At 70.5% G+C, this 22,834-nt stretch carries 24 protein-coding genes; 12 read left to right on the forward strand and 12 right to left on the reverse strand.

What is annotated here, in order from left to right; all coding sequences use genetic code 11:
* Positions 1 to 10: 10 nt before the first annotated feature.
* Positions 11 to 1,228: a DNA recombination protein RmuC gene (locus BJY28_RS08630; protein WP_179462654.1), complete on the reverse strand. Its 1,218-nt coding sequence runs from the start codon at positions 1,226 to 1,228 to the stop codon at positions 11 to 13.
* A gap of 135 nt (positions 1,229 to 1,363) precedes the next feature.
* On the opposite strand from BJY28_RS08630, the gene BJY28_RS08635 reads away from it, so the two are divergent.
* The 8 genes from BJY28_RS08635 to BJY28_RS08675 all read left to right on the forward strand — a co-directional run bounded on the left by BJY28_RS08635 (position 1,364) and on the right by BJY28_RS08675 (position 13,027).
* Positions 1,364 to 2,623, forward strand: coding sequence for a PQQ-dependent sugar dehydrogenase (locus BJY28_RS08635; RefSeq protein ID WP_179462655.1), 1,260 nt, complete (start codon positions 1,364 to 1,366; stop codon positions 2,621 to 2,623).
* Positions 2,624 to 2,702: 79 nt separating this feature from the next.
* Complete coding sequence (locus BJY28_RS08640; protein WP_179462656.1) at positions 2,703 to 3,263, forward strand: NUDIX domain-containing protein; 561 nt, start codon at positions 2,703 to 2,705, stop codon at positions 3,261 to 3,263.
* Between the two features lie 69 nt (positions 3,264 to 3,332).
* Entirely contained in the window at positions 3,333 to 4,958 is a 1,626-nt protein-coding gene (locus BJY28_RS08645) for a dihydroxyacetone kinase subunit DhaK (RefSeq protein WP_179462657.1), read from the forward strand.
* Between the two features lie 19 nt (positions 4,959 to 4,977).
* On the forward strand, positions 4,978 to 6,084 hold the full coding sequence (ychF, locus tag BJY28_RS08650) for a redox-regulated ATPase YchF (RefSeq protein ID WP_179462658.1): 1,107 nt from the start codon (positions 4,978 to 4,980) through the stop codon (positions 6,082 to 6,084).
* A gap of 169 nt (positions 6,085 to 6,253) precedes the next feature.
* Positions 6,254 to 8,209, forward strand: coding sequence for a DNA methyltransferase (locus BJY28_RS08655; RefSeq protein WP_179462659.1), 1,956 nt, complete (start codon positions 6,254 to 6,256; stop codon positions 8,207 to 8,209).
* Positions 8,206 to 10,656, forward strand: a complete 2,451-nt coding sequence (locus BJY28_RS08660) for a DEAD/DEAH box helicase (protein ID WP_218875256.1) — start codon at positions 8,206 to 8,208, stop codon at positions 10,654 to 10,656. The genes BJY28_RS08655 and BJY28_RS08660 overlap by 4 nt, the downstream gene beginning before the upstream one ends.
* Entirely contained in the window at positions 10,656 to 12,434 is a 1,779-nt protein-coding gene (locus BJY28_RS08665; protein WP_179462660.1) for a DUF262 domain-containing protein, read from the forward strand. Before BJY28_RS08660 ends, BJY28_RS08665 begins: the two co-directional genes overlap by 1 nt.
* 272 nt (positions 12,435 to 12,706) lie before the next feature.
* The gene (locus BJY28_RS08675; protein ID WP_179462661.1) at positions 12,707 to 13,027 is read left to right on the forward strand and encodes a HigA family addiction module antitoxin; all 321 of its coding nucleotides are present in this window, start codon (positions 12,707 to 12,709) and stop codon (positions 13,025 to 13,027) included.
* 42 nt (positions 13,028 to 13,069) lie between these two features.
* Here the strand turns inward: BJY28_RS08675 and BJY28_RS08680 are convergent, their stop codons facing one another.
* The 6 genes from BJY28_RS08680 to BJY28_RS08705 form a co-directional block, all read right to left on the reverse strand.
* Positions 13,070 to 13,651 (reverse strand): hypothetical protein, encoded by a 582-nt coding sequence (locus tag BJY28_RS08680; RefSeq protein WP_179462662.1) that lies wholly within the window; start codon positions 13,649 to 13,651, stop codon positions 13,070 to 13,072.
* A 25-nt stretch (positions 13,652 to 13,676) separates the two neighbouring features.
* Entirely contained in the window at positions 13,677 to 14,111 is a 435-nt protein-coding gene (locus BJY28_RS08685; RefSeq protein ID WP_179462663.1) for a VOC family protein, read from the reverse strand.
* The gene (locus BJY28_RS08690; protein ID WP_179462664.1) at positions 14,108 to 14,620 is read right to left on the reverse strand and encodes an SRPBCC family protein; all 513 of its coding nucleotides are present in this window, start codon (positions 14,618 to 14,620) and stop codon (positions 14,108 to 14,110) included. The genes BJY28_RS08685 and BJY28_RS08690 overlap by 4 nt, the downstream gene beginning before the upstream one ends.
* A gap of 86 nt (positions 14,621 to 14,706) precedes the next feature.
* Entirely contained in the window at positions 14,707 to 15,009 is a 303-nt protein-coding gene (locus BJY28_RS08695; protein WP_179462665.1) for an antibiotic biosynthesis monooxygenase family protein, read from the reverse strand.
* A complete protein-coding gene (locus BJY28_RS08700; protein WP_343037023.1) occupies positions 15,006 to 15,368 on the reverse strand; it encodes a cupin domain-containing protein in 363 nt (120 codons plus the stop codon). The genes BJY28_RS08695 and BJY28_RS08700 overlap by 4 nt, the downstream gene beginning before the upstream one ends.
* Positions 15,365 to 16,033, reverse strand: coding sequence for a helix-turn-helix transcriptional regulator (locus tag BJY28_RS08705; protein ID WP_179462666.1), 669 nt, complete (start codon positions 16,031 to 16,033; stop codon positions 15,365 to 15,367). Before BJY28_RS08705 ends, BJY28_RS08700 begins: the two co-directional genes overlap by 4 nt.
* A gap of 66 nt (positions 16,034 to 16,099) precedes the next feature.
* Between BJY28_RS08705 and BJY28_RS08710 the strand changes: the two genes are divergently transcribed.
* Entirely contained in the window at positions 16,100 to 16,897 is a 798-nt protein-coding gene (locus BJY28_RS08710) for a class I SAM-dependent methyltransferase (protein WP_179462667.1), read from the forward strand.
* Between the two features lies 1 nt (position 16,898).
* On the opposite strand, the gene BJY28_RS15845 is transcribed toward BJY28_RS08710, so the two are convergent.
* The 3 genes from BJY28_RS15845 to BJY28_RS08725 form a co-directional block, all read right to left on the reverse strand.
* A complete protein-coding gene (locus BJY28_RS15845) occupies positions 16,899 to 17,159 on the reverse strand; it encodes an Ada metal-binding domain-containing protein (RefSeq protein WP_179462668.1) in 261 nt (86 codons plus the stop codon).
* A gap of 1 nt (position 17,160) precedes the next feature.
* Positions 17,161 to 17,892 carry a 2OG-Fe(II) oxygenase gene (locus tag BJY28_RS08720; RefSeq protein ID WP_246313376.1) on the reverse strand — a complete coding sequence of 244 codons (732 nt, stop codon included), beginning with the start codon at positions 17,890 to 17,892 and terminating at the stop codon, positions 17,161 to 17,163.
* Positions 17,893 to 18,011: 119 nt separating this feature from the next.
* Positions 18,012 to 19,052, reverse strand: a complete 1,041-nt coding sequence (locus BJY28_RS08725) for a hypothetical protein (protein ID WP_179462669.1) — start codon at positions 19,050 to 19,052, stop codon at positions 18,012 to 18,014.
* Between the two features lie 163 nt (positions 19,053 to 19,215).
* On the opposite strand from BJY28_RS08725, the gene BJY28_RS08730 reads away from it, so the two are divergent.
* Both BJY28_RS08730 and BJY28_RS08735 read left to right on the forward strand, forming a co-directional pair.
* The gene (locus tag BJY28_RS08730) at positions 19,216 to 19,761 is read left to right on the forward strand and encodes a DUF4352 domain-containing protein (protein ID WP_179462670.1); all 546 of its coding nucleotides are present in this window, start codon (positions 19,216 to 19,218) and stop codon (positions 19,759 to 19,761) included.
* A gap of 43 nt (positions 19,762 to 19,804) precedes the next feature.
* On the forward strand, positions 19,805 to 20,350 hold the full coding sequence (locus BJY28_RS08735; RefSeq protein ID WP_179462671.1) for an SRPBCC family protein: 546 nt from the start codon (positions 19,805 to 19,807) through the stop codon (positions 20,348 to 20,350).
* Between the two features lie 147 nt (positions 20,351 to 20,497).
* Here the strand turns inward: BJY28_RS08735 and BJY28_RS16850 are convergent, their stop codons facing one another.
* Both BJY28_RS16850 and BJY28_RS16855 read right to left on the reverse strand, forming a co-directional pair.
* Entirely contained in the window at positions 20,498 to 21,112 is a 615-nt protein-coding gene (locus BJY28_RS16850; RefSeq protein WP_343037024.1) for a pyridoxal-phosphate dependent enzyme, read from the reverse strand.
* A 39-nt stretch (positions 21,113 to 21,151) separates the two neighbouring features.
* Positions 21,152 to 21,679 (reverse strand): pyridoxal-phosphate dependent enzyme, encoded by a 528-nt coding sequence (locus BJY28_RS16855; protein ID WP_343037025.1) that lies wholly within the window; start codon positions 21,677 to 21,679, stop codon positions 21,152 to 21,154.
* A gap of 198 nt (positions 21,680 to 21,877) precedes the next feature.
* Here BJY28_RS16855 and BJY28_RS08745 point away from each other — a divergent pair, with 198 nt between their 5' ends.
* Positions 21,878 to 22,822 carry a universal stress protein gene (locus BJY28_RS08745; protein WP_179462672.1) on the forward strand — a complete coding sequence of 315 codons (945 nt, stop codon included), beginning with the start codon at positions 21,878 to 21,880 and terminating at the stop codon, positions 22,820 to 22,822.
* Positions 22,823 to 22,834: the final 12 nt, after the last annotated feature.

Genomic DNA, 22,834 nt, shown 5'->3' on the forward strand with positions numbered 1-22,834 from the left:
TGCCGAGCCGTCAGGCGCTCGCGGATCCGTCGCGGCGATCCGGTCTGCCCCCCGGCCAGGAGGCAGACGCCTCGCTGGCCGGCCGAGCATCCTCGATGAGCTCGTCGGCGCTGAGCCCGCGGGGCACCCGGTCGAGCAGGTCGAGCTCGGGCAGCGGGTCGCCGGGCACCCCGAGCTCGTGCATCCGGCGGGCGCTGACGAGCACCCGTGACTCCAGCGTGCCGACCAGCCGGTTGTAGGCCTCGACGCTGCCCTGCAGCGAGCGCCCGAGCCGGGCGGTGTGCCCGGCCATCGTCGAGAGGCGCTGGTAGAGCTCGGTGCCCAGGCCGAGCAGCTCGCGCGCCTGGTCGCCGAGCGCCTCCTGCTGCCAGGTGAAGGCCACGGTGCGCAGCAGGGCGAGCAGGGTGGCCGGCGAGACGAGCACGACCCGGGAGCGCATCGCCTCCTCGTGCAGAGCGGGGTCTCGGCCGAGAGCTGCCGCCAGCGTGGCGTCCGCGGGCACGAAGCAGACGACCATCTCCGGGCTCGCCTCCACGGCGGTCCAGTAGGCCTTGTCGGTCAGCGCGCGCACGTGCCGACGCAGGTCGGCGGCGTGCTCGGCGAGCAGCGCGTCCCGCCGCTCGGCGGGGGTCTCCTCCCGCTGCGCCTCCAGCCAGCGGCTCATCGGAGCCTTGGCGTCGATGACCAGGTGCTTGTCGCCGGGAAGGTGGACGACGACGTCCGGTCGGACCGCGTCGCCGTGGGCGTTGACCCCGCCGGCCTGCTCGTCGAAGTCGCAGCGCGGCAGCAGCCCGGAGACCTCGAGCACCCGGCGCAGCTGCACCTCGCCCCACTGGCCGCGCACCGAGGACACCCGCAGCGAGCCGGCCAGCGAGGCCGCCTCGCGACCGACCTGGGCGGTGCCTGCCTCGACCCGGCCCAGCGCCTCGCGGACGGTGGCGAACTGGTCGGTCCGCTCCCGCTCGATCATCCCCACCTGCTGCTCGACCCGGTCCAGGGCGGCCCGCAGGGGCAGCAGCGCGGCCGCGGTCTCGGCGTCCTCGCCCAGCTGGGCCTCGAGATCGACCACGCGCTCGCGCAGCACGTCCCGCTCGGCGCCGGCGCGCGCCAGCTCGGCCGCCGTCTGCGCGCCCTGCTCGGCACCGTGACCGCGCAGCCAGGAGGCGGCGACGACGGCTCCGACGACGAGGCCGAGGAGCAGTCCCAGCAGCAGGCTCGTGATCTCCATGCGGACAGCCAAGCAGCCGGGTCCGACAGCCCGAGGGAGGTGACGCCGCTGCGCCAGGAGGGACTGTGCCGGAGCGCCGAAGGCGGTGGGGCGCGAGCAGGCCGGTTGTCGGTGGTCCGTGGGTAGCCTCGGGACATGTCCGCCGCCCGCCGCACCCACCGCCCGTCGTCCCGGCGCGCCCGCCTGGCGACGCTGGCGTGCGCCGCGCTCGTGGCGGTCACCCTGACCGCCTGCAGCGACGGTGGTGGTGGCACCAGCGACGGTGGCAGCGCCACGTCCACGGCCGACGACGGTTCCGCGACGACGAGCGCCTCCTCCGGGCAGGGGGCCTCGAGCGGTGCCGGCGAACCGTTGGAGGGCACTCCCTTCGCCGTGGAGGAGGTGGACTCCTTCGACGAGCCCTGGGCGATGGCCTTCCTCCCCGGAGGAGACCTGCTCGTCACCGAGCGCAGCGGGACGATGCACCTGCGTGACCAGGCCAGCGGCGAGCGTGCCGAGGTCGCCGGCGTCCCCGAGGTGGTGCACTCCGGCCAGGGCGGTCTCGGCGACGTGCTGCCGGGTCCCACCTTCGCCGACGACGGCACGGTCTACCTCAGCTGGGCCGAGGAGGCCGAGCAGGGCAACCGCGCCGCGGTCGGCCAGGCGCGCCTCGTGACCGACGGTGACGAGCCGCGGCTGGAGGGGCTGGAGGTGATCTGGCGGCAGCAGCCGAGCGTCGACGGGGACGCCCACTACAGCCACCGGCTTGCGATCGACCCCGAGGCGGAGCACCTCTACGTCTCCTCCGGGGACCGGCAGGAGCAGGACCCGGCCCAGGACACGAGCAACACCCTGGGGACCATCGTGCGGCTGGACCTCGACGGCGTCCCGGTGGCCGACAACCCACTGGCCGACGAGGACGGCGCGGCGCCGGGGATCTACAGCTACGGTCACCGCAACCCGTTGGGGCTCGAGCTCGCGCCGGACGGCCGGCTCTGGTCCAGCGAAATGGGGCCCGAAGGGGGCGACGAGCTCAACCTCGTCGAGGCCGGCGGCAACTACGGCTGGCCGGAGGCGTCGAACGGCAGCGACTACGGCGGCGGCGACATCCCGGACCACGCCGAGGGCGACGGCTTCGTCGCGCCCGCGGTCTCCTGGGACCCCAGCATCTCGCCGGGCAGCCTGATGATCTATGACGGCGAGCTCTTCGCGGACTGGGAGGGCGACGCCTTCCTCGGTGGGTTGTCCGGGGAGTCGCTGACCCGCGTCGCGCTCGACGGCGCGCAGGCCACCGAGGAAGAGACCTGGGAGATGGGGGAGCGGATCCGGGCGGTCGAGGCCGGTCCGGACGGAGCCATCTGGGTGCTGGAGGACGCCGGCAGCGGACGGCTGCTGCGGCTGACCCCGGCCGGCTGACGGCCCCCCTGCCGCCCACGTCATGCGTCGGGGAGGGCGGGGGCCGGTGACGGTCGGCCCCGGCGGCTACGGTGGGGACATGGCGAGCGACGACACCGGCGGGCAGCCGCGCACCGGCGTCGACACCGCGACCGAGGAGGGGCGCCGCGCCTTCATCCGCATCCTCAACTCCCGGCTGCCGACGAAGCGGCTCATCGCCCAGGGCGTGCTGCGGACCAGCGACGACGAGGTGCTGCTCTGCGAGCTGACCTACAAGAAGGACTGGGACCTGCCCGGCGGCGTCGTCGACCCGGGGGAGTCGCCCGCCGACTGCGTCGTGCGCGAGGTCCGTGAGGAGCTCGGGCTGGACGTCACCGCGGGCCCGCTCATCGCGGTCAACTGGCTGCCGCCCTACCGCGGCTGGGACGACGCCCTGCTCTGCCTCTTCGACCTCGGTCTCGTCGAGAAGTCACTGACCGACGGCCTGAGCCTGCAGCGACGTGAGATCAAGGCGGTGCACTGGGCCGGGATCGAGGACGTCGCCGCCCGGGTCGCCCCCTACACCGCGCGGATGCTCGCCGAGGTGGCCATGGGCCAGGTCGAGGGCACCCGCTACCTCGAGGACTCGGGCGCCCGCGGGCGCCAGGAGGGCAGCGGCTGAGGCGGTCGCCACCAGCCGGCAGCACCAGCGGGGCAGCAGCCCCGGAGCACGACCGGAGAGAAGGCGGGCATGGACCAGTTCATCAACAGCACCGACGAGGTCGTCACCGAGGCCATCGACGGGCTGCTGCGCACCGGCGAAGGGCGCCTGGCCCGCCTCGACGGGTACCCGCACCTCAAGGTCGTCGTGCGCACCGACCACGACCCCGAGCAGGTCGCCGTGATCTCCGGCGGCGGCTCCGGGCACGAGCCGGCCCACGCCGGATTCGTCGGCGCAGGGATGCTCACCGCCGCCGTGTGCGGCGAGATCTTCGCGTCACCCTCGGTGGACGCCGTGCTGGCCGGCATCCTCGCGGTCACCGGCGAGGGCGGCTGCCTGCTCGTGGTGAAGAACTACACCGGGGACCGGCTCAACTTCGGCCTGGCAGCCGAACGCGCCCGGGCGAGGGGCCTCGAGGTGGAGATGGTCATCGTCGAGGACGACATCGCCCTGCCCGACCTGGCGCAGCCGCGCGGCATCGCCGGCACGGTGCTCGTGCACAAGGTCGCCGGGGCGCTCGCCGCGGACGGCGCCGACCTGGCCGCCGTGGCAGCCGCCGCTCGCGAGGTGGCCGAGGGCGTGGCCTCGCTGGGGATGTCCCTGGACACCGGGACCGTGCCGGGATCGCCGAAGGAGGAGCGGATCGAGGCTGGCAAGGCTGAGCTCGGGCTGGGCATCCACGGCGAGCCCGGGGTGGACCAGATCGACTACGACGGGGCGCGGGCCGCGATGGAGACGGTCATCGAGCGGCTGGAGCCGACCCTGGAGACCGGGCCGTGCGCCGCGCTGCTCAACAACCTCGGCGGGTCGACCCCGCTGGAGATGGCCGTCCTCGCCGACGAGCTGGCCCGGGCGGCGCAGGGGCGGCTGCGGCTGCTCGTCGGCCCGGCACCGCTGATGACCTCGCTGGACATGCGCGGGTTCTCGCTGTCGGTGCTGCCGCTGACCGAGCAGATCGAGCAGGCGTTGCGCCGCGAGGTGGGGCCGCCGGCCTGGCCCGGCTGCCACGAGGTGGGCGAGGTGGCGGTCGTGGACGTGCCCGACGGCCTGGAGCCGGAGCGGGCACCGGCCTCGGAGGATCCCCGCACCCGCGCGGTGATCGAGACCGTCTGCCGGGTGCTCGTCGATGCCCGCAGCGACCTCAACGCCCTGGACGCCAAGAGCGGGGACGGCGACACCGGCAGCACCCTGGCCGGGGCCGCGCAGGCGCTGCAGGAGCGGCTGGACGACCTGCCGCTGGCCGACGCCGAGGAGTGCCTGCGGGCGCTGTCGGCGGAGATGACCCAGAGCATGGGCGGCAGCTCCGGGGTGCTGCTGGCGATCTTCTTCGCCGCCGCAGCCGACGCCGCGGCCGAGACCGACGTGACTGCCGCCCTTCGCGCCGGTCTGGAGCGGGTCGAGGAGGTCGGCGGGGCCAGCCCCGGTGACCGGACGATGATCGACGCTCTCGACCCGGCGCTGCGGGCGCTGCCCGACGGGATCGACGCGGCGGCGCGGGCGGCCCGGGAGGGCGCCGACGGCACGGCCGAGATGGGTTCGGCCGGGGCTGGCCGCGCGCAGTACGTCGGCCAGGCGCACCTGAGCGGCCACGTCGACCCCGGGGCGGAGGCCGTGGCGCGGGTGCTCGAGGGGCTGGCGGCGCAGCAGGCCGGCTGACGGCTAGACTCTCGCTCCCGTGGCACTCACCATCGGAATCGTCGGTCTCCCCAACGTCGGCAAGTCGACGATGTTCAACGCACTGACGAAGAACAACGTCCTCGCTGCGAACTATCCCTTCGCGACCATCGAGCCCAACGTCGGCGTCGTCCCGCTGCCGGACGAGCGGCTGGGGGTGCTCGCCGAGATGTTCTCCAGCGCCAAGGTGCTGCCGGCCACGGTCTCCTTCGTCGACATCGCCGGGATCGTCCGCGGCGCCAGCGAGGGGGAGGGGCTGGGCAACAAGTTCCTCGCGAACATCCGTGAGGCGGACGCGATCTGCCAGGTGGTGCGGGCCTTCGTCGATGACGACGTCACCCACGTGGACGGCCGCATCGACCCCTCCTCCGACATGGAGACGATCAACACCGAGCTCGTGCTCGCCGACCTGCAGACCCTCGAGACCGCGGTCCCGCGGCTCGAGAAGGAGGTCAAGGGCAAGAAGACCGACAAGGCCGTGCTGGACACCGCGCTCGCCGCCCGGACCGTGCTTGAGGGTGGCGACACCCTCTTCGCGAAGGGGGAGGCCGCCGGGGTCGACGTCGAGATCGCCCGCCAGCTGGGGCTGCTGACCACGAAGCCCTTCCTCTACGTCTTCAACGTCGACGAGGACCAGCTCACCGACGAGGCGATGCAGGCCGAGCTGCAGGCGCTCGTCGAGCCGGCCGAGGCGATCTTCCTCAACGCCAAGCTCGAGTCCGAGGTCGCCGAGCTCGACGACGAGGACGCCCGCGAGCTGCTCGAAGGGGTCGGCATCACCGAGCCGGGGCTGGACCAGCTGGCGCGCAAGGGCTTCAACACCCTCGGTCTGCAGACCTACCTCACCGCCGGGCCCAAGGAGGCCCGCGCCTGGACGATCCCGCAGGGCGCCGCCGCCCCCAAGGCCGCCGGGGTCATCCACACCGACTTCGAGCGCGGCTTCATCAAGGCCGAGGTCGTCTCCTACGACGACCTGGTCGCCGCCGGGTCGATGCTCAAGGCGAAGGAGGCCGGCAAGGTCCGTATGGAGGGCAAGGACTACGTCATGGCAGACGGGGACGTCGTGGAGTTCCGGCATGGAGGGCCGTCTGGGAGCGGCAAGAAGTGAGCTGGCTCCAGACCTCACTCTCCACCGTGCGCCCCCGGCGAGCCGTGACCCGAGCGCCGGATGTCAGTGGTCACTGGTCTACTGATCTTGAGCGTGCGCACAGGAGCGACGGTCTGTACCGGACCGCGCCGCACCTCCCCGAATCTGCATGCCTACAAGGGGGCGCATCGTGGACGAACTGACTGAGCTGGAGTCGCTTCCGGTCGAGCGGCTGATCGAGATGATCAGGGAGAAGACCGGGGCGGGAGTCAACCTGTCGTTCCCCGGCAAGGTCCTGGCGCGCCAGCTCGGCCGTCGCGTGCGTCCTCGCAACCAGCGCACCGTTAAGGCCTTGAGCGCGGGCGACGAGCACGGCCGTTCGCGCAACCTGGTCATCGAGGGGGACAACCTGCAGGCCCTCGCGTCGCTGTACCGCGAGCGTGGCCAGATCGACATGATCCTGACCGATCCGCCGTACAACACCGGCGGCGACTTCCGCTACAACGACAAGTGGGACCAGGACCCGAACGACCCTGACATGGGTGAGTTCGTGGGCAGCGACGACCCCGCGAAGCACACCAAGTGGATGAAGTTCATGTACCCGCGGCTGCAGATGATGCGGGCCATGCTCAAACCCTCCGGTGTGCTCGCCATCTGCATCGACAGTCGCGAGCTGTTCCACCTCGGTCAGATGCTCGACGAGCTCTTCGGCGAGGACAACCGGTTGGCGATCATCAACTGGCAGAAGATGACGTCGCCCAAGAACCACGACAAGGGCGTGTCGACAGCGACGGAGTACGTGCTCGTCTATTCGAAGAACTCGTCACTCGCGCGCACCGGACGACTCACGCATTCTGAGGCCACGGCTTCCTCCTACAAGAACCGGGACAACGACCCGCGCGGGGCCTGGACCTCCACCGACGCCACCCTCATGGGTGGCCCCACGCACCCAGGGCAGGTGTACGGAATCCAGAACCCGTTCAGCGGGAAGGTCCACTACCCACAGGTGGGAAGGTGCTGGAGGAACGAACGGGAGAAGATGCGTTCTGCGGCGGAAAAATGGGGCGTCGACTACGAGGACCGGGACCTCGACGACGGACTCCGGCCGGCGCTCGTCATCAAAGGTGTCGTCGACCCGCTGTCGCCGAAGGTCTCCAAAGACCCCGCAGTGGTCGCGGCCAGGGAGGCGGCCCTCGAGGTTAGAGAGGGCCCGTGGCCGCAGTTCTACTGGAACAACAGCCGCGAGAGGAAGACAGGCGAGGGCGAGCTCCGCTACAAGACGTATCTAAGCGACGTTGCGGTCGGGGTCGTCCCGACCACGTTTTGGGCCGACGACGACTTCGAAACCGTGGACTTGGGGTCAGCCTCTTGGGAACACGAGGAGTCGGCCACCTCTGATGCAGGCGTAAAGGAGCTCAATGCAGTCGTCGGCCGTGGGCACGGCTTCGAGACGGTCAAACCGCTAAGGCTGATCACGAAGATCATCCAACTCTGGTGCCCGAACGATGGCGTCGTCCTGGACCCCTTCGCCGGCTCGGGGACCACCGGGCACGCGGTACTGATGCTGAACAGAGAGGCGGGCACGACGCGCCGGTTCATCTTGATCGAGCAAGGCAGACCGGATAACGGTGACTCATACGCGCGCACACTGACGGCCGACCGTATGCGCAGGGTGGTGGACGGTGCTTGGGCAAGCAAGAGGAAGCGCCCGCCCCTGGGTAGTGGATTCACCTTTAAGTCACTTGAGAAGAAGGTCGATGCCAAGACGCTGTTGATGATGGAGCGCGACGAGATGATCGACACGGTGATCGCGTCCCACTCCAGCACCGGAAGCCGACGCAACGCTGTGCTCATCCCGCTCGGCGACAACGAGGAGCCCTATACCTACCTGGTGGCGAGGAATGCAAGCAACGAAGGCATTTATCTCGTGTGGTCCGGTGCGGGCTCAAACACTGACCTGACGGAGGAGGCCTACGAGGAGATCACCGAGGAGGCCGAGGCGGCGGGGCTGGCGGACGTGTACCACGTCTACAGCCGCCGGAACCTCATCGTCACCGACGACGTGGTCTGGTACCAGATCCCGGACCGCATACTGTCCGACTTCGGGCTGGACGTCCGGACAGAGTCCTTCACCGAGGAGGGATGACCTTGGCCATGGAGCTATTCCAGTTCCAGCAGGACGCGGCCTCCCAGATGGCCGATCGTTTCGTCGACTACGCCGACGAGCCCATCGTGATGGGCAGGCGAGCGAGTGCGCGGGACGTGCCGTTCTACCAGGCGCTCTCGTCCATCACCGGATCTGGCAAGACCGCGATCCTGGCCCAAGCGGTCAGCGAGATCGTCGCCCTGTCGGAGATCCCGCCGGTCATCCTGTGGCTGTCCAAGGGCAAGGTCGTCGTCCAGCAGAGCTATGCGAACCTGGCCGACGGCGGTAAGTACGACCACCTCCTGCCGGACATCACGGTGAGACTGCTCAGCGAGTACGACCCCGAAGATGTCGCCAACTCGTCGGAGGCGCTGCTCTACTTCGCTACCGTCGGCACGTTCAATCAGAGGGACCGCGAGAACAGCAATCTGCGGATCTTCGCGTTCGACACCGACGACATCGAGTCGACCCGATGGGAGGCTCTCAAAGCCCGCGAGACCGCCGACGGTCAGCGGCGGCCGCTTGTGGTCGTATACGACGAGGCGCAGAACCTCAGTGACCAGCAGACGACGCTGCTGCTCGAGCAGCAGCCGGCTGTGTTCCTCCTCGCCAGTGCGACCCTGAGGTTCCCGGCACAGTTCGACACGGAGGTCATTCAGCCGCTGCGCCAGCAGGGCGGGTACAAGGACGAGGACCTCATCACTTCGGTGCGATCCTCGACCGTGGTCGCCTCAGGCCTCGTCAAGGGAATGATCTCTCTCGATGGCCTCAACGCACCCATGGAAGAGACTGTCTCTGAGATGCTCTCGGACATGCGGGAGGCGGAGGAGGACGCGAAGGCCGAGGGCCTCTCGTTCGTGCCGAAGGCGATCTACGTCTGCAACACCAACGTGCTCGCTCACGACGCCAGCCAGACCGACGATCCCAAGCAGCCGTTCGACCAGCGGCAGGCACCTCCGATCCTCATCTGGCGCTACCTCACCGAGCAGTGCGGCGTGCCCGCCGAGGAGGTCGCCGTGTACGCGGACCTCAAGACCCACAAGGACTTCCCGCTTCCTGCGGACTTCACACTGTTGAGCGGCGGAGAGCGAGACTACGAGGAGTTTGTCGCCGGCGACTACCGGCACATCATCTTCAACCAGACGCTTCAGGAGGGCTGGGACGATCCCAGCGTCTACTTCGCTTACGTCGACCGAACTATGGACTCGTCGGTGCAGATCACCCAGGTCGTCGGTCGGGTCCTGCGTCAGCCGGGAGCGACACACTACGAGTCCGATCACCTGAACACGGCGCACTTCTACGTTCGGGTCGACCGTAACGATTCCTTTTCGCAGGTCGTCGACGAGGTGCGTCGCGGCCTCGGCGGAGACGCGCCGGAGGTGCGTATTCTCACCTCGCCGCCGGGGTCCGAGGAGCCGGAGAGCCTGGTGCCCAAGGAATGGCGCACGGTGCCGCGTACGGCCATCGATAACAAGCCGACGCTCCGTCCTGTCGAGAAGGTGCTGGCGAAGGTCCACGACTACTCGCAGGACGCGCTGAACACGCGGGGCAAGGGCCGGCGTCGTACTGTCCGTCAGGAGATCGGCTCTGACGAGGCGGCCGACACCGAGTGGGTGGACTTCGAGCAGTCCAACCGTGTCAATGCTCGCTGGGTGTTCCGGCGCGAGGTGGCTCGCAGATACCGGCCGGCCCTGATGGTGATGAACACGGACGAGTCCAAGTTCGACGCCAGGGTCGGGGTGGGCAGCAGCGCCTACTCGGCGCTGGCCGAAAACGCCGCCGACGCCGTCGACGAGTACCTGCGGTACGCGGTGGTCAAGCAGCTAAAACCCAAGCCGTACGCGGTCGGTAGCACCCTGGTGCGCCGCAGCGGGATGGACACCTTCAGGAACGCACTCCACGAGGGGTATGACGGGCTCAACGAACTCGAAAGGCGCTTCGCCCGCGCGATTGACGAGACCGGTCTGCCGTGGGCGCGCAACCGATCGCAGACCGGATACAAAATACCGCTCGTCTCCATCGGCCAGACGGTCTGGTTCTTCCCCGACTTCCTGGTGTGGACGGGGGAGAGGGTGATCTGCGTCGACACGAAGGGCAGCCACCTCGTCGAGAGCGAGGGTCGCCGGAAACTCCTTTCCATCCGGCCCCACATGGACGTGCCGACCACCGTCGAGGTCAAGTTCGTGTCTGAGGGCACATGGAAACCCGACGGAACACCTGACGGCAAGGACGGCTTCTCCCTGCTGGAACTCGGGAGCGGGCGTGACTTCAAGCAGCTCCCGTTCGACGACCTCGAAGAGCTCGCCAGATCGTTCCGGGCAGACGTTTCCTGGCCCGAAGGCGTTGCTGTCGAGAGTGATGCGCCGGGGCATGGCGAGTCAAGGCGAGGCAGTCGAGCTGAGACGTCGACCACGTTGGACACCTTGAACGAGCGAAAGGGTCCCTGATGATCAAGTCGGCGAACCAATACCCGGTTCACACGCTCTTCAGTCACGAAGGCAATGTGCTGTATCGGATCCCTCCCTACCAGCGCGAGTACTCTTGGTACAAGGCTCAGTGGGAAGACCTCTTTGAGGACTTGATCGAGGCTGACAGTTCGCACTTCCTGGGTACCGTAATCACCCTTGACCAGACGACTGACACTTTCGAGGGTAACATTCTGCAAGTCATCGACGGCCAACAGCGTCTGACGACCCTGACGCTCCTGCTGGCGGCAGTGCACTCGGTGCTCAAGGAGCACATCGAGGAGCTCGACGACGACGCCCGGACCGACGTCACTAACCTCGGACGTAAACTGGTGCGGAAGGCCGACGGTCAGCCCAGGGTGACGCCCCAGAAGCAGGGCCTCAACCTGTTCGACTACCTGAAGGTGCTCGAGGAGGCTGGTCTGCCCGTCGAGGGCGAGCGGAAGCCATACTACCCCAGCCGCCGAATCGCAAAGTGTTACCGCTACTTCCGTTCGGCCATTGAGAGGCTGGCCGAAACGGAGGAGCTGACCGAGACGGAGGCCGCGTTAAAGGTTCATGGAGCAGCCTTGCGGGCGGTCATCGTGAAGATCGAGGTCGCCAGCCATGCCGACGCCTTCGTCCTCTTCGAGTCTCTGAATAACCGAGGCATGCCGCTCTCGCCGGTGGATCTGATCAAGAACCATCTCCTGGCTGAGTCCGAGAAGAGGCAGATCATGAACGTCGACCAGGCGTTCAAGCACTGGAACGACATGCTGACGAGCCTCGGCGACAGTTACTCCACCCAGGAGCGTTTCCTGAGGCACTACTACAACGCCTTCAAGTCGGAGCTGCCCGATGTGCCCAATGCGTCTGTGGCTACCAAGTCGAAGTTGATCCGCATCTATGAGGAGCTCCTCGAGCAGAACCTGACAAAACTCGTCGACGCCCTTGTTGACGCGAGCAAGATCTACGGCCGCATCAACTGCGTTGTAGAGCTCGACCAGCCGACGTCGCTCGACAGGTCGTTCCAGCGGCTACTGCGCGCACAAGGCGCACCATCGTACGTTCTGCTGATGTGGCTCATGTCGAAGCAGGACGATCTGGAAATCACTGACCTTCAGCTTGAGTTGGTGGCCGATCTGCTCACGAGCTTTTTCGTCCGACGCAACCTGACTGGATACCCGCAGACCTATGCGCTCACAAAGGTCTTCATGACGACCATCGAAGCCTTCGGCGAGGCTAGTGGCGAGGATGTTGTTGGGGTCGTACGGGGGAAGTTGAGCGCGGTCTCGTCTTCAGACGAAGAGTTCCGCGCTAGGTTGCAGGGTCGCATCTACGAGGAGAACACGGATGTCGCGCGGTTCCTTCTGACTACGCTGGCGGAGGACGCGATGACCAAGGAGACCAAAGTCGACCTGTGGTGTCAGGAGAAGAACCACTACGTCTGGACCATCGAACATATTCTTCCGCAGGGAGAGAATCTGCCTGACGCATGGCAGTCGATGCTCGGCGGCAAGGATGTGGCCGCCCAGGTGCAGGAGGAGCAGAGGCACCGGCTCGGGAACCTCACGATAACGGCCTACAACAGCAACCTGGGCAACAAGTCCTTCGTCGAGAAGCGGGACCGCAAGGACTCCAAGGGGAGGCGCATCGGTTACCGCAATGGGCTCTCGCTGAACGCTGAGCTCGCCACGAGAGACTCTTGGGCTGCCCGCGACATCGAGGAGCGCACGAAGGCGTTGGCGGACATGGTCGTCGCACGGTTCCCTATCGCTTGAACCGCCCTTCGGGCGCGATAGGCCAGAGCGACGATCAGGATGCACGGAGGACGTCTCAGTGGTTGACGACGGATAAGATCGACGCGGCGCGTGTGGTGAGCGCTCGGCCGGGGGTGAGGTAGACGCGTGAGTTTATGCGTGCCGCCCAGGACCTCCGGGTCCCTCCCGGCAACCGACTGGAGAAGCTCGTGGGCGACCGTCGCGGCCAGCACAGCACCGGGTGGATGTGCGATGGCGACTGTGCTTCGTCTGGAGCGAAGGAGGTGCTGACGATGTCGAGCTCGTCTACTACCACTGAGGCCGAGCAGATCGTGCCGATCCACCCGCGTGAGATCCTCATGGAGGACTTCATCGAGGGCTTCGGGATCACCCAGAACAAGCTCGCCGTCGCGATCGGTGTTCCGCCCCGTCGGATCAACGAGATCGTGCACGGCAAGCGAGGGATCACGGCAGACACCGCGATCCGGCTGGCACGGTACTTCGGGACGTCCGAAGAGCTCTGGATGCACCTCCAGTCGAGCTATGAGCTGCGCCTGGAGCGGCGCGCTCTCCGGGACAAGGTTGCGGCCATCACGCCCCTGGGTGCCGCCTGACCGGAGCCGGCGCACCCTCCCTCTGAGGTGGCAGCGCCAGCCTCAGCCGACCCCGCGGTACCGCTCGTGCGCGGCCCGCAGCAGCCGGTAGAGGTCGCGGCGCGGCAGCTCGTAGGCGGTCCACACGCTGACCAGCCCCTCCGGCGTGGTGATACCCCGGCGCTGCGCCGCGGCCGGGGTGAAGCGGTAGGTGACCTGTCGGGGCGAGGGCGGGCGAGCGGCCGGGCTGCGCTGGAAGAGCACCTCGTCGATCTCGTGCCACCCGAGCGTCGCGACGGGACGAGCATCGCCACGGCGATGCTCGGCGAGCCCCACGGGCGTGACGACGAGCACCTCACGCTGCCGCCAGCGCCGCACCACCGCCCACGGTGCCAGCAGCAAGCAGGCGACCGCGCCGACGACGACCGCCCACAGCCGCAGGTTGAGCACGAGTAGCAGCACGACGTCGGCATCGGGCTGCCGGAGCGTGCCGTAGACCATCCACCAGGCGAGGACGCTCAGTCCGGCGCCGACGGGCAGGGTCAGCGCGAGCAGGAGCAGCAGGGCGCCGCGCGACGCCGGGATGACGAGCTGCCCGGTGTGCGCGAGCTCGCGCAGCAGGTCCTCGGTGGTGGGGCGTCGCACGCGCTGCAGTCTGCCAGCGCGGCGCTCAATCCCCGTGCTCTGCGGCGGGGGAGGACTCCCCGTCCACCAGGCTGCGCAGCACGCAGAACTCGTTGCCGTCCGGGTCGGCGAGCACGGTCCACGGCTCGTCACGGGCCTGGCCGACGTCGACGCGGGTCGCGCCTAGCGCGAGGAGGCGGGTCACCTCCACCTCGTGGGTGACGTCGACCGGGGTGAGGTCGAGGTGCAGCCGGTTCTTGGTCGTCTTCGGCTCCGGCACCAGGGCCAGGACGATCGACGTCGGCACCGCGCCTCGCTGCATCGCCGCGCGCCGCTCGTCGCGATCCAGCGCGGCCGGGGCGATCTCGAGGTGGTCGGTCTGACGATCGACCACCACCCAGCCCAGCGCGGCGCACCAGAACCTCGCGGACGCCTCCGGGTCGGTGCAGTCGAGGTTGATCTCGCCGAGTCGCGAGGTCACCGCGGAGCGCCGCTCCCGCCCTCGACGGCGGACCTGACCGCCGCCAGCGTCTCCCGCATCCCGGCGCGCAGCCGGGTGGTGAAGGCCTCCTGGCCGCCGAAGGTGGTCTCGGCCAGCTCCAGCGAGACGTCGGAGATGCCGTCCGGGGTCTCCCGGCGCTGCACGAGGCGGGTGCCGCCCCCTTCGCCCGGTCCGGTGACCGGCTCCAGCGTGAACGACCACACCACCCTGGTCTCGGCGATGCGGAAGGCGAGCGCCCGCCCCGGCTCGAAGCGCTCGATCGTCCCGTGGGTCGTCCACGCCAGGTCGTCGAGGACGTTGCGGTTGGTGAACTCGGTGCCCTCCGCCACCTCGTCGAAGCCCTGGCGCAGCCGCACCGACTCGACCTGGGGGCTCCACTCCGGCATCCGCCGTACGTCGTGCACCACCGCCCATACCTGCGCCGGGTCGGCCGCGATCTCGACGCTCTCCTCGATCAGCGGGTCGTACGGCTGGTCCTCGGTGACCATGGGGCTCCCTTCGTCGGGCTCGTGCCGAGGCTAGCGGCCGCTCACGCACCGGCGCGACGGCCCCGCGCCGGTCCCGGCGCCCGAGCTCACGACTGCGCCGGGAGCACGCTCTCCAGCACCTCGTACGACCACAGCTCCCACCCGTCGGCGTAGGTGACCGAGCCCGGGTCGCGTGCCGGGCGGCCGGCGTACCAGGCGTCGTACGCGGCGGTGTCGCGCCACTGGGTGACCACGAGCCAGGTGGGGCGGTCGTCGGTCGGGCGCATCACCTGGAAGCCCTCGAAGCCGTCGACGTGCTCGATCCGGTGCGGGCGCTGCGCGAAGCGCTCGGCGAACTCCTCGCCGTGACCTGGGGTGATGTGCATGGCGTTGATCTTGACGACGCTCATCGGCGTGTCCTCTCTTCTGGGTGGGGTGGCTTGACGAAGGTGAGCAGCACGGCGGCGTCGGTGGTCGCGACGAGGTCGTGGCGCTCGTCCGGGATGAGCAGGTAGCTGCCCCGGTCCCCGGCGTAGGACCGGTCGGCCGTGCGGAGGGTCACCGACCCGGCGAGCACGAGCAGGGTGGCCTCGCCCGGGTTGTCGTGCTCGCTGAGCGCCGACCCCTCGGTGAGCGCGAGCAGCAGCTGCTTGAGGGTGCCGTGGGTGCCGGTGACGACGTCGCTGGAGCGGCCGGCCGAGGACGTGCGCGCCTGCTCGAGGTGCGCCTCGGCCAGGGCAGCCAGGTCGGTCATCTGGTGGTGGGTCACGGGGTGTCTCCTCCGGTCGGGGTGAGGGTGACCAGGCAGCGGTCCGGTCGGGCGAAGGGGGTGAGGCGGTGGGCCACCCCGGTGCCGGCGGTGACCCCGGCGAGCATCCCGTCGTGCAGCCGGCACACCACGTCGGGGTGCTCCTCGGCGACATCGAGGAAGGGGCAGTGGCGCAGGGTGATCCGGGTCGGGTCCGCAGGTTCGCGCTCCGGCGCGAAGCCGTGCTCGGCGAGCAGTTCCTCGGCCGCCCGAGAGGCGCGCTCCAGCGGCGAGTGCCGGGAAGGTGAAGGCCGCGACGGTGAGGTCCGGGGGGTCTCGGCGCGATCGGCGCGCTGGTCCTGGGCCCAGCGGCGCCCCACCTCGTAGGGGTCGGGCGGCCCGTCGCCCGCCTCCGCCGTGGTGCGCGCCAGCAGCCGGGCGAGCAGGCCGTGGGCGGTCGGACCGGAGCGGTCCATCCCGGCCACCGCCTCGTACGTCATCGCGGGCCGGCCCCGCCCTTCGGCCGTCGCGGTCCGACGTCGAGCCAGCCCGCGCTCGACGAGATCCTCGAGCCGCCGCCGGGTGGTCTCGGTGCTCCAGCCGAGCTCCTGCGCCACCGCGCGCACCGTCACCGGAGCGTCGGCGGCACCGATCAGCTGCTGCAGCCCGGTCTGGTGATCCGTCATGCGAGACATTTTACCTCACGCTATATGATGTAAAAGAACACCGGACACCCACGAGAGGCGGACACCATGGCACCCACCCGACGCACCCCCCAGCAGCAGCGCGGCCCCGACCGCATGCAGGGCCACTGGCTGCTGGCCAGCCTGGGCAAGCGGGTGCTGCGACCCGGTGGGGCGGCCCTGTCGCAGTGGCTGGTGGCCCGTGCCGAGCCGTCCGGGCAGGACGTCGTCGAGCTCGCGCCCGGTCTCGGACGCACCGCCTCGGCGATCCTCGCCACCGCGCCGCGCAGCTATGTCGGTGTGGACAGCGACCCGGTGGCGGTCGCACGTGCCGGCGAGGTGGTCGGCGACGCCGGGACCGTCGTCGAGGCGGACGCCTCCGCCACCGGCCTGGGAACGGCCAGCGCGGACGTCGTCCTCGGTGAGGCGATGCTGACCATGCAGGGGGACAAGGGCAAGGAGGCCATCGTCGCCGAGGCGGCGCGCCTGCTCCGGCCCGGTGGTCGGTACGCCATCCACGAGCTGGCGCTCACCCCGGACGACGTCGACGAGGCGGTCACGACCGAGGTGCGCACCTCGCTGGCCACCGCGATCAAGGTCAACGCGCGACCGCTCACCCAGGCCGAGTGGTCGCAGCTGCTGGGGCGGCAAGGCTTCGAGGTTCGGGCGGTGCGCACCGCCCCGATGGCGCTGCTGGAGCCGAGTCGGGTGGTGGCGGACGAAGGGGTGCTCGGCACGCTGCGGATCCTCGGCAACCTCGTGCGTCGACCGGAGGCACGACGCCGGGTGCTGCGGATGCGGGCCACCTTCCGGGAGCACCAGGACTCGCTCGCCGGGATCGCGATCGTGGCCCGGGTGCCCTCCTGAGCTATTCCGCTCGCCAGGCGGCGTACCGCTCGGGCAGGCACACCGCGCACGGGCGGAAGCCCGCCGCCCGCGCCGTCTCCTCCTCGGCGAAGAACACCCGGTTCGCGACGTAGCCACCGCGGGCGATCGCCCGCAGCGCCGAGGGGCAGTCCAGCCGTCCGTAGATGCGGCCGGCCCGGTGCCCGCCGAGCGTGCCCTTCGTCGCGCTGGGGTAGGGCTGCCGGTCGCTGCCGGTGAGGGTGTAGCGGCGGGTCACGGGCACCTCACGCCGCGTCGTGGAAGACGAGGGCGAGGGTGTGGCGCTCGCCGGACCGGATCACCGAGACCCCGTGCTTCACCAATGCGGCCGACCAGCCGCGGGCGGAGCGCACCGGCCGGTCCCGGGTGGTGAAGAGGTAGCCGTGCCCCTGCGGCAGCGTGAAGGCGGTGCCCCGGGACTGCGCCCGGGGACGCTGCTCGAGCAGCAGGAACTCCCCGCCGGTGTGGTCGACGCCCGGCTCGTCGAGGTTGATGACCACCTGCAGCGGGAAGACGAGCTCGCCGTAGATGTCGCGGTGCAGCGCGTTCCAGTCGTCCTGGCCGTACCGCAGCAGGATCGCGGTCGACTTCTCCTGCCCGGCCGCATGGCACATCGCCAACCACTCGTCCAGGGTGTCGGGCCAGACCGCCTCCCGGCCCAGCCGCGACCACCACTCCCGGGCGATCGGCAGCAGCCGCGGGTAGAGCGCCTGCTTGAGCCGCTCGACCGGCTCGGGGTAGGGGGTCTGCAGGTACTTGTACTGCCCCCGGCCGAAGCGCACCCGCCCCATGTCCACCGTCGAGCGGAAGGCCTCCTCGACGTCGTAGAGCGCTCGCAGCTCGGCCGCCTCCTCCCGGGTCAGCAGCTGCGGCAGCAGCGCCCCGCCGTACTCGTCGACCTCGCGGGTGATGCTCTCCCAGTCCCCGGTGGCCACGCGCTGCGCGTAGCGATCTGTCATCGTCGTGCTCGTGGTCATCTCGTCCTCTCCTGCCCGAGCCGGCGCTGCCGGCGCGACCCGTCGATCTCGTGCGTCGTCCAGAGGACGTCCGGGACGGCTCTGCTGTGAGATGCGGCGCGGGTCAGCCCGGGGACGTCTCACCCAGACCCTCGGGTGCCCTCCCGGATCGTGCGGACCACGAGCAGCACGGCGCCGCCACCGAAGAAGGCCAGTGCCAGCCCGCCGGCGACGGCTGCCGGGCCGGCGCGAGCGCCCCACACCGAGGCGTCGGTCACCGCGGTGAGCAGCATCGCCGCGCCCATGAGCGCGAAGGCGAGGCACCCGCCGATCCCCAGCCACCGGGCGAGCGGCGAGCCCTCCGGGAGGACGAGCAGCGTGGCGGTGATCAGCAGGGCCACGGCGAAGGCGAGACCGGTCACCCCGATCGCCGGGTTGCCGAGCGCCAGCAGGGCGACGCTCGTCGCGGCGAAGGTGAGTCCGATGAGGACCATGAGCACCGCGTGCCGGCGGGTCGTGCGCCGATGGTCCATCGTGGCGAGCGCCAGGCCGAGCGGTGGGGGAGCCTGGCTGCGGCTCGCCGGACCCGGGGTCACCTGGCCCGCCCTTCCGGAGCTCGCGTGGCTGGCCGGTGCCAGATGGCGGTCTCGGGCCGAGGCAAGCAGGTCCCGCAGCGCCGGCGCGGACCAGCCGTAGCCGGACCGCAGCGGCACCCATCCCTGGGCGCGGGGGTCGAGCCCTGTCAGCCGCGCCACGTCCGGGGTGAGGCGGTAGGCCGGGGTCTCGGTGGTCCCGGGTCCTGGGGACGCCACCTCGGCGACGTCCTCCCAGCGCACCCAGCCGTCGGGCTCGGGTCGGCCACGTCGGTGCTCGACGAGACCCGCCGACGACACGATCAGCACGGCGCCGCGCCGGGCGCGCCCGATCGTCCACACCGCGACGGGCAACGAGACCAGCAGCACCAGGGCGAGCGCGACGGTGAGCGGCCGCAGGATCAGCTCCCCGCCGCGCTGATCGAGCACGTCGACCATGACGGTCAGGAGGACGACGACCAGGGCGGACCCGGCGACGACGCTGGCCAGCGTCGCGCCGACCACCCACGCCGCTCGAGGTTCCCGCAGGGCGACCCAGCCGGTGCGCTCGAGCTCCGCGAGAGCGCGGTCGAGGTCGGGCGCGGCCATGGGCGGCAGCCTAGGCGCGGCGACCACGATCGCCCCGGTCGTGGGGGCAGGCGGTGGTTCGCCGTGGCGCGCCAGCCAGCCGCGGTGCCCTACCGGAGCCAGGTGACCTGTGGCACAACGCTTCCGGTGGCGGCCGAGGACGATCCGGGTGAGGGTGGGGGCCATGGGGACATCACCGATCACGACCACGACGAGGTGCCGGCGCGCCGCCTTCGGCCTCGCCCTCGGGGCCCTGCTCGTCGCCGGCTGCGGCGAGGACACCGAGGGACCGAGAGGCTCCGACGGTGAGATGGAGCTGCGTGTGGGCGAGAGCATCGACCTCGACGACCTCGCGGGCTTCCAGGACAGAACCGTCACGCTGAACGCGATCGAGCCGAACGCCACCTGCGAGCGCAGCAGGACGGACGCGGGCATGCGCTGGGTCGTCCTCGACCTGACGGTGGAGAAGCCGTCGGAGGACACCGGCCCCGTCAGCGTCGCGTCCAACGACTGGTCGTATGTCGACGGCTCGGGCACGGAGGTGGAGACCGACGGCATCAGCTTCGCCCTGTGCCTCGCCCCGGAGGACCAGCCCAGCCTCGAGTTCGAGGGCGAGGACACCGCGGAGATGCCGCTGTACTTCGAGGTGCCCCGCGACGCCACCGAGCTGCGCAGCACCGTGAGCTACTCCAACCCCAGCGGCACGCTGGTGGTCCCGCTCCCGACGTGACCGGGGGCTCGACGGCGCCGCGTCCGGCCGGTTGACTGGGGTCATGAGCAGCGACCAGCCCGACAGCACCGATCAGCAGAGCGCCGATCAGCAGAGCGCCGATCAGCAGAGCGCCGCGCAGCAGGGTGGCGGCGAGGACGGGGCGAAGGTGGTCACCGCCACCCGCGAGATCGCGGCCCCGGCGGCCACCCTCTTCGAGCTCGTCGCCGACCCCGCCCGCCAGCCGGAGTGGGACGGCAACGACAACCTCGCCGAGGTCGTCCGCGGCGAACGGGTGCGGGCGGTCGGCGACGTCTTCTCGATGCTGCTGACCAACGACAAGGTCCGCGACAACCACGTCGTCGACTTCACCGAGGGCCGGGTCATCGCCTGGCGCCCGGCCAGCGAGGGTCAGGACCCGGCTGGGCACGAGTGGCGCTGGGAGATCGAGCCGATCGACGCGACCCGCAGCCGGGTGACGCACACCTACGACTGGCGCGAGCTCACCGACGAGGCGCGGATGGCCAAGGCCGCCTCGACCACCGCCGAGAACCTGCGGGCCTCGCTGGACCGGCTCGCCGAGGTCGCCGAGGTCGCCGAGACAGGCTGAGCCCATCGGTCGAGCCCCCGGCTGGGGCAGGACCCGCGTCGCGAGAGAACCTCTCGCTCGCCGGACAAGCCTTGTCCCGCATCCGAGCCTTTATCGGGTTACCCGATAAAGGGGTGGCGGGTGGGGCGGTTGGGGTGGCGGGTGGGGTCAGTCGCGGGAGGAGAGCACCTCGGCGACGTAGTCGACGTCCTTGTCGCCGCGGCCGGAGAGGTTGATGATGACGACCTCGTCGGGCGACATGTCCGGCACGACCTGCATCGCGTGCGCCACGGCGTGCGAGCTCTCCAGCGCCGGGATGATCCCCTCCAGGCGGCACAGCGCGGAGAAGGCGTCCAGGGTCTGGGCGTCGGTGACCGAGACGTACTCCACCCGTCCGCTCTCGCGCAGGTGGGCGTGCTGCGGGCCGATGCCCGGGTAGTCCAGGCCGGAGGCGATCGAGTGCACCGGGGACGGCTCGCCGTCGGCCTCCTGCAGCACGACGGTGGCCATCCCGTGCAGGGTGCCGTCGCTGCCCTTCGTCATCGTCGCGGCGTGTCGGTCGGAGGACAGCCCCTCGCCGGCCGGCTCGACCCCGGTGATCCGCACTGACGGGTCCTCGAGGAATCCGGAGAAGAGGCCGAGGGCGTTCGAGCCGCCGCCGACGCAGGCCATGACGAGGTCGGGCAGGCGGCCCTCCTTCTCCAGGATCTGCTCGCGGGCCTCGGTGCCGACCACGGACTGGAAGTCGCGCACCATCGAGGGGTAGGGGTGCGGCCCGACCACCGACCCGATGCCGAAGAAGACGTCCTCGTAGTCGGCGGCCTAGGTGGCGAAGGCGGAGTCCACCGCGTCCTTGAGGCAGCGCCCGCCGGTCTCGACGGGGACGACCGTGGCGCCGAGCAGCTCCATCCGCACGACGTTGGGGTGCTGCTTCTCGACGTCGATGGCGCCCATGTGGATCTCGCACTCCAGCCCGAGCAGCGCCGCTGCGGTGGCCAGCGCGACCCCGTGCTGGCCGGCGCCGGTCTCGGCGATGAGCTTGCGCTTGCCCATCCGCTTCGCCAGCAGGCCCTCGCCGAGGCAGTGGTTGATCTTGTGGCTGCCGGTGTGGTTGAGGTCCTCGCGCTTGAGGTAGACCTGCGCGCCGCCGAGGTGCTCGGTGAGACGGCGGGCGAGGAAGAGCGGGGAGGGGCGACGACGTACTCGCGCAGCAGCTCGCGGTACTCCGCCATGAAGGTGGGGTCGGTGCGCGCCTCCTCGTAGGCGGCGGCGACCTCGGCGATCGGCTCCACCAGGTGCGGCGGCAGGTGCGCCCCGCCGTAGCGACCGAAGTACCGTGCTCGTCGGCATGGGTGAAGGGCGGCATCGTCGGCTCCTCGTGATCCAGGGTGCGGCGGCCGCTGAGGCGGCGACCGTGCCAGGACGATAGCGCCCCGACCCTGTCCCGAAGGAGGCCTCCGCCGATCTCGTCGAGCCGACCCGGCCCCGCGGGAGGAGCCGCCAGGACGGGGCCCGGGCACGGACCGGGAAGGCGTGCCAGGATGGAGCATGGCTACCGTGCAGCACGCCCAGGAGACCCCGGAGAACGCCGTCGTCGTCGCGATCGACGGCACCCGCAAGGACGAGGCGGTGGTCACCTGGGCCGCCGCGTCCGCGCAGCGCCGCGGGGTCGCCCTGCACCTGGTGAGCGTCGCCGACATCGGCGTCTCGGCCTTCGGCGGGCCGGAGTCCGCGGCCTCCGGCGGGGTCGTCGACCAGCTCCTGGAGTCCGCCGACCACGCGCTCGGCGAGGCCGTCGACCGCGTCCGCGAGCTCGCCCCCGAGGTCGAGGTCACCGCCTCGTCGCAGACCGGCAGCCCCTCGCGCGTCCTCGTCGACGCCGCGCAGCGGGCGGCGCTGGTCGTCGTCGGCGCCAGCCGGCAGTCGCGCCTGGAGCGGGCCGTGCTCGGCAGCGTCTCCGGCGCGGTGATCAACCACGCCGACTGCCCGGTCATCCTCGTGCCCGAGGGCAGCGGCGGCGGCCCGGCCCGGGTGATCGTCGGGGTCGACGGCAGCAGCCACTCCCAGGCCGCCACCCGGGCGGCCCTGGACGTCGCCCGGCACGCCGCCGTGCCGGTCACCGTCGTCATCGCCTGGCACGTCGAGGTTGTCGACGGCGTCGTCGTCACCGAGCCCGGCACCCCCCACTGGGAGAAGGTGGAGACCCGCCACCGCGAGATCGCCGAGCGGGTGCTGGCCGCCGCCCGCGCCGAGGTCGACGCCGGGCGCACCACCGTCGAGGGCATCGAGGCCACCACCGACCGGCCGGTGGAGGTCACCGTCGAGGTGCGTCGCGGCCACTACGCCAAGGCCCTGCTCGAGGGCACCAGCGACGACGACCTCGTCGTCGTCGGCACCCGCGGCCGCGGCGGCTTCAGCGGGCTCATGCTCGGCTCGGTCAGCCAGCGGGTGCTGGAGACCGCCACCTGCCCGGTGCTGGTCATGCGCGGCTGAGCGCCGACCTCA

Origin of the sequence: Janibacter alkaliphilus (genome assembly GCF_013408565.1) — a bacterium.
GTDB classification, from domain to species: domain Bacteria; phylum Actinomycetota; class Actinomycetes; order Actinomycetales; family Dermatophilaceae; genus Janibacter; species Janibacter alkaliphilus.

What these genes read in the sequence shown, in the direction of transcription:
- BJY28_RS08690 (WP_179462664.1), bottom strand. Translation starts at nt 14,620, where the DNA reads ATGGTCACCGAGGACCAGCCGTACGACCCGCTGATCGAGGAGAGCGTC.
- BJY28_RS08725 (WP_179462669.1), bottom strand. Translation starts at nt 19,052, where the DNA reads ATGGCCGCGCCCGACCTCGACCGCGCTCTCGCGGAGCTCGAGCGCACC.
- BJY28_RS08635 (WP_179462655.1), top strand. Translation starts at nt 1,364, where the DNA reads ATGTCCGCCGCCCGCCGCACCCACCGCCCGTCGTCCCGGCGCGCCCGC.
- BJY28_RS08695 (WP_179462665.1), bottom strand. Translation starts at nt 15,009, where the DNA reads ATGAGCGTCGTCAAGATCAACGCCATGCACATCACCCCAGGTCACGGC.
- BJY28_RS08660 (WP_218875256.1), top strand. Translation starts at nt 8,206, where the DNA reads ATGACCTTGGCCATGGAGCTATTCCAGTTCCAGCAGGACGCGGCCTCC.
- BJY28_RS08710 (WP_179462667.1), top strand. Translation starts at nt 16,100, where the DNA reads ATGGCACCCACCCGACGCACCCCCCAGCAGCAGCGCGGCCCCGACCGC.
- BJY28_RS08645 (WP_179462657.1), top strand. Translation starts at nt 3,333, where the DNA reads ATGGACCAGTTCATCAACAGCACCGACGAGGTCGTCACCGAGGCCATC.
- BJY28_RS08735 (WP_179462671.1), top strand. Translation starts at nt 19,805, where the DNA reads ATGAGCAGCGACCAGCCCGACAGCACCGATCAGCAGAGCGCCGATCAG.
- BJY28_RS08640 (WP_179462656.1), top strand. Translation starts at nt 2,703, where the DNA reads ATGGCGAGCGACGACACCGGCGGGCAGCCGCGCACCGGCGTCGACACC.
- BJY28_RS08745 (WP_179462672.1), top strand. Translation starts at nt 21,878, where the DNA reads ATGGCTACCGTGCAGCACGCCCAGGAGACCCCGGAGAACGCCGTCGTC.
- BJY28_RS08705 (WP_179462666.1), bottom strand. Translation starts at nt 16,033, where the DNA reads ATGACGGATCACCAGACCGGGCTGCAGCAGCTGATCGGTGCCGCCGAC.
- BJY28_RS08630 (WP_179462654.1), bottom strand. Translation starts at nt 1,228, where the DNA reads ATGGAGATCACGAGCCTGCTGCTGGGACTGCTCCTCGGCCTCGTCGTC.
- BJY28_RS08675 (WP_179462661.1), top strand. Translation starts at nt 12,707, where the DNA reads ATGTCGAGCTCGTCTACTACCACTGAGGCCGAGCAGATCGTGCCGATC.
- BJY28_RS08730 (WP_179462670.1), top strand. Translation starts at nt 19,216, where the DNA reads ATGGGGACATCACCGATCACGACCACGACGAGGTGCCGGCGCGCCGCC.
- BJY28_RS08720 (WP_246313376.1), bottom strand. Translation starts at nt 17,892, where the DNA reads ATGACCACGAGCACGACGATGACAGATCGCTACGCGCAGCGCGTGGCC.
- BJY28_RS08665 (WP_179462660.1), top strand. Translation starts at nt 10,656, where the DNA reads ATGATCAAGTCGGCGAACCAATACCCGGTTCACACGCTCTTCAGTCAC.
- BJY28_RS16855 (WP_343037025.1), bottom strand. Translation starts at nt 21,679, where the DNA reads ATGCCGACGAGCACGGTACTTCGGTCGCTACGGCGGGGCGCACCTGCC.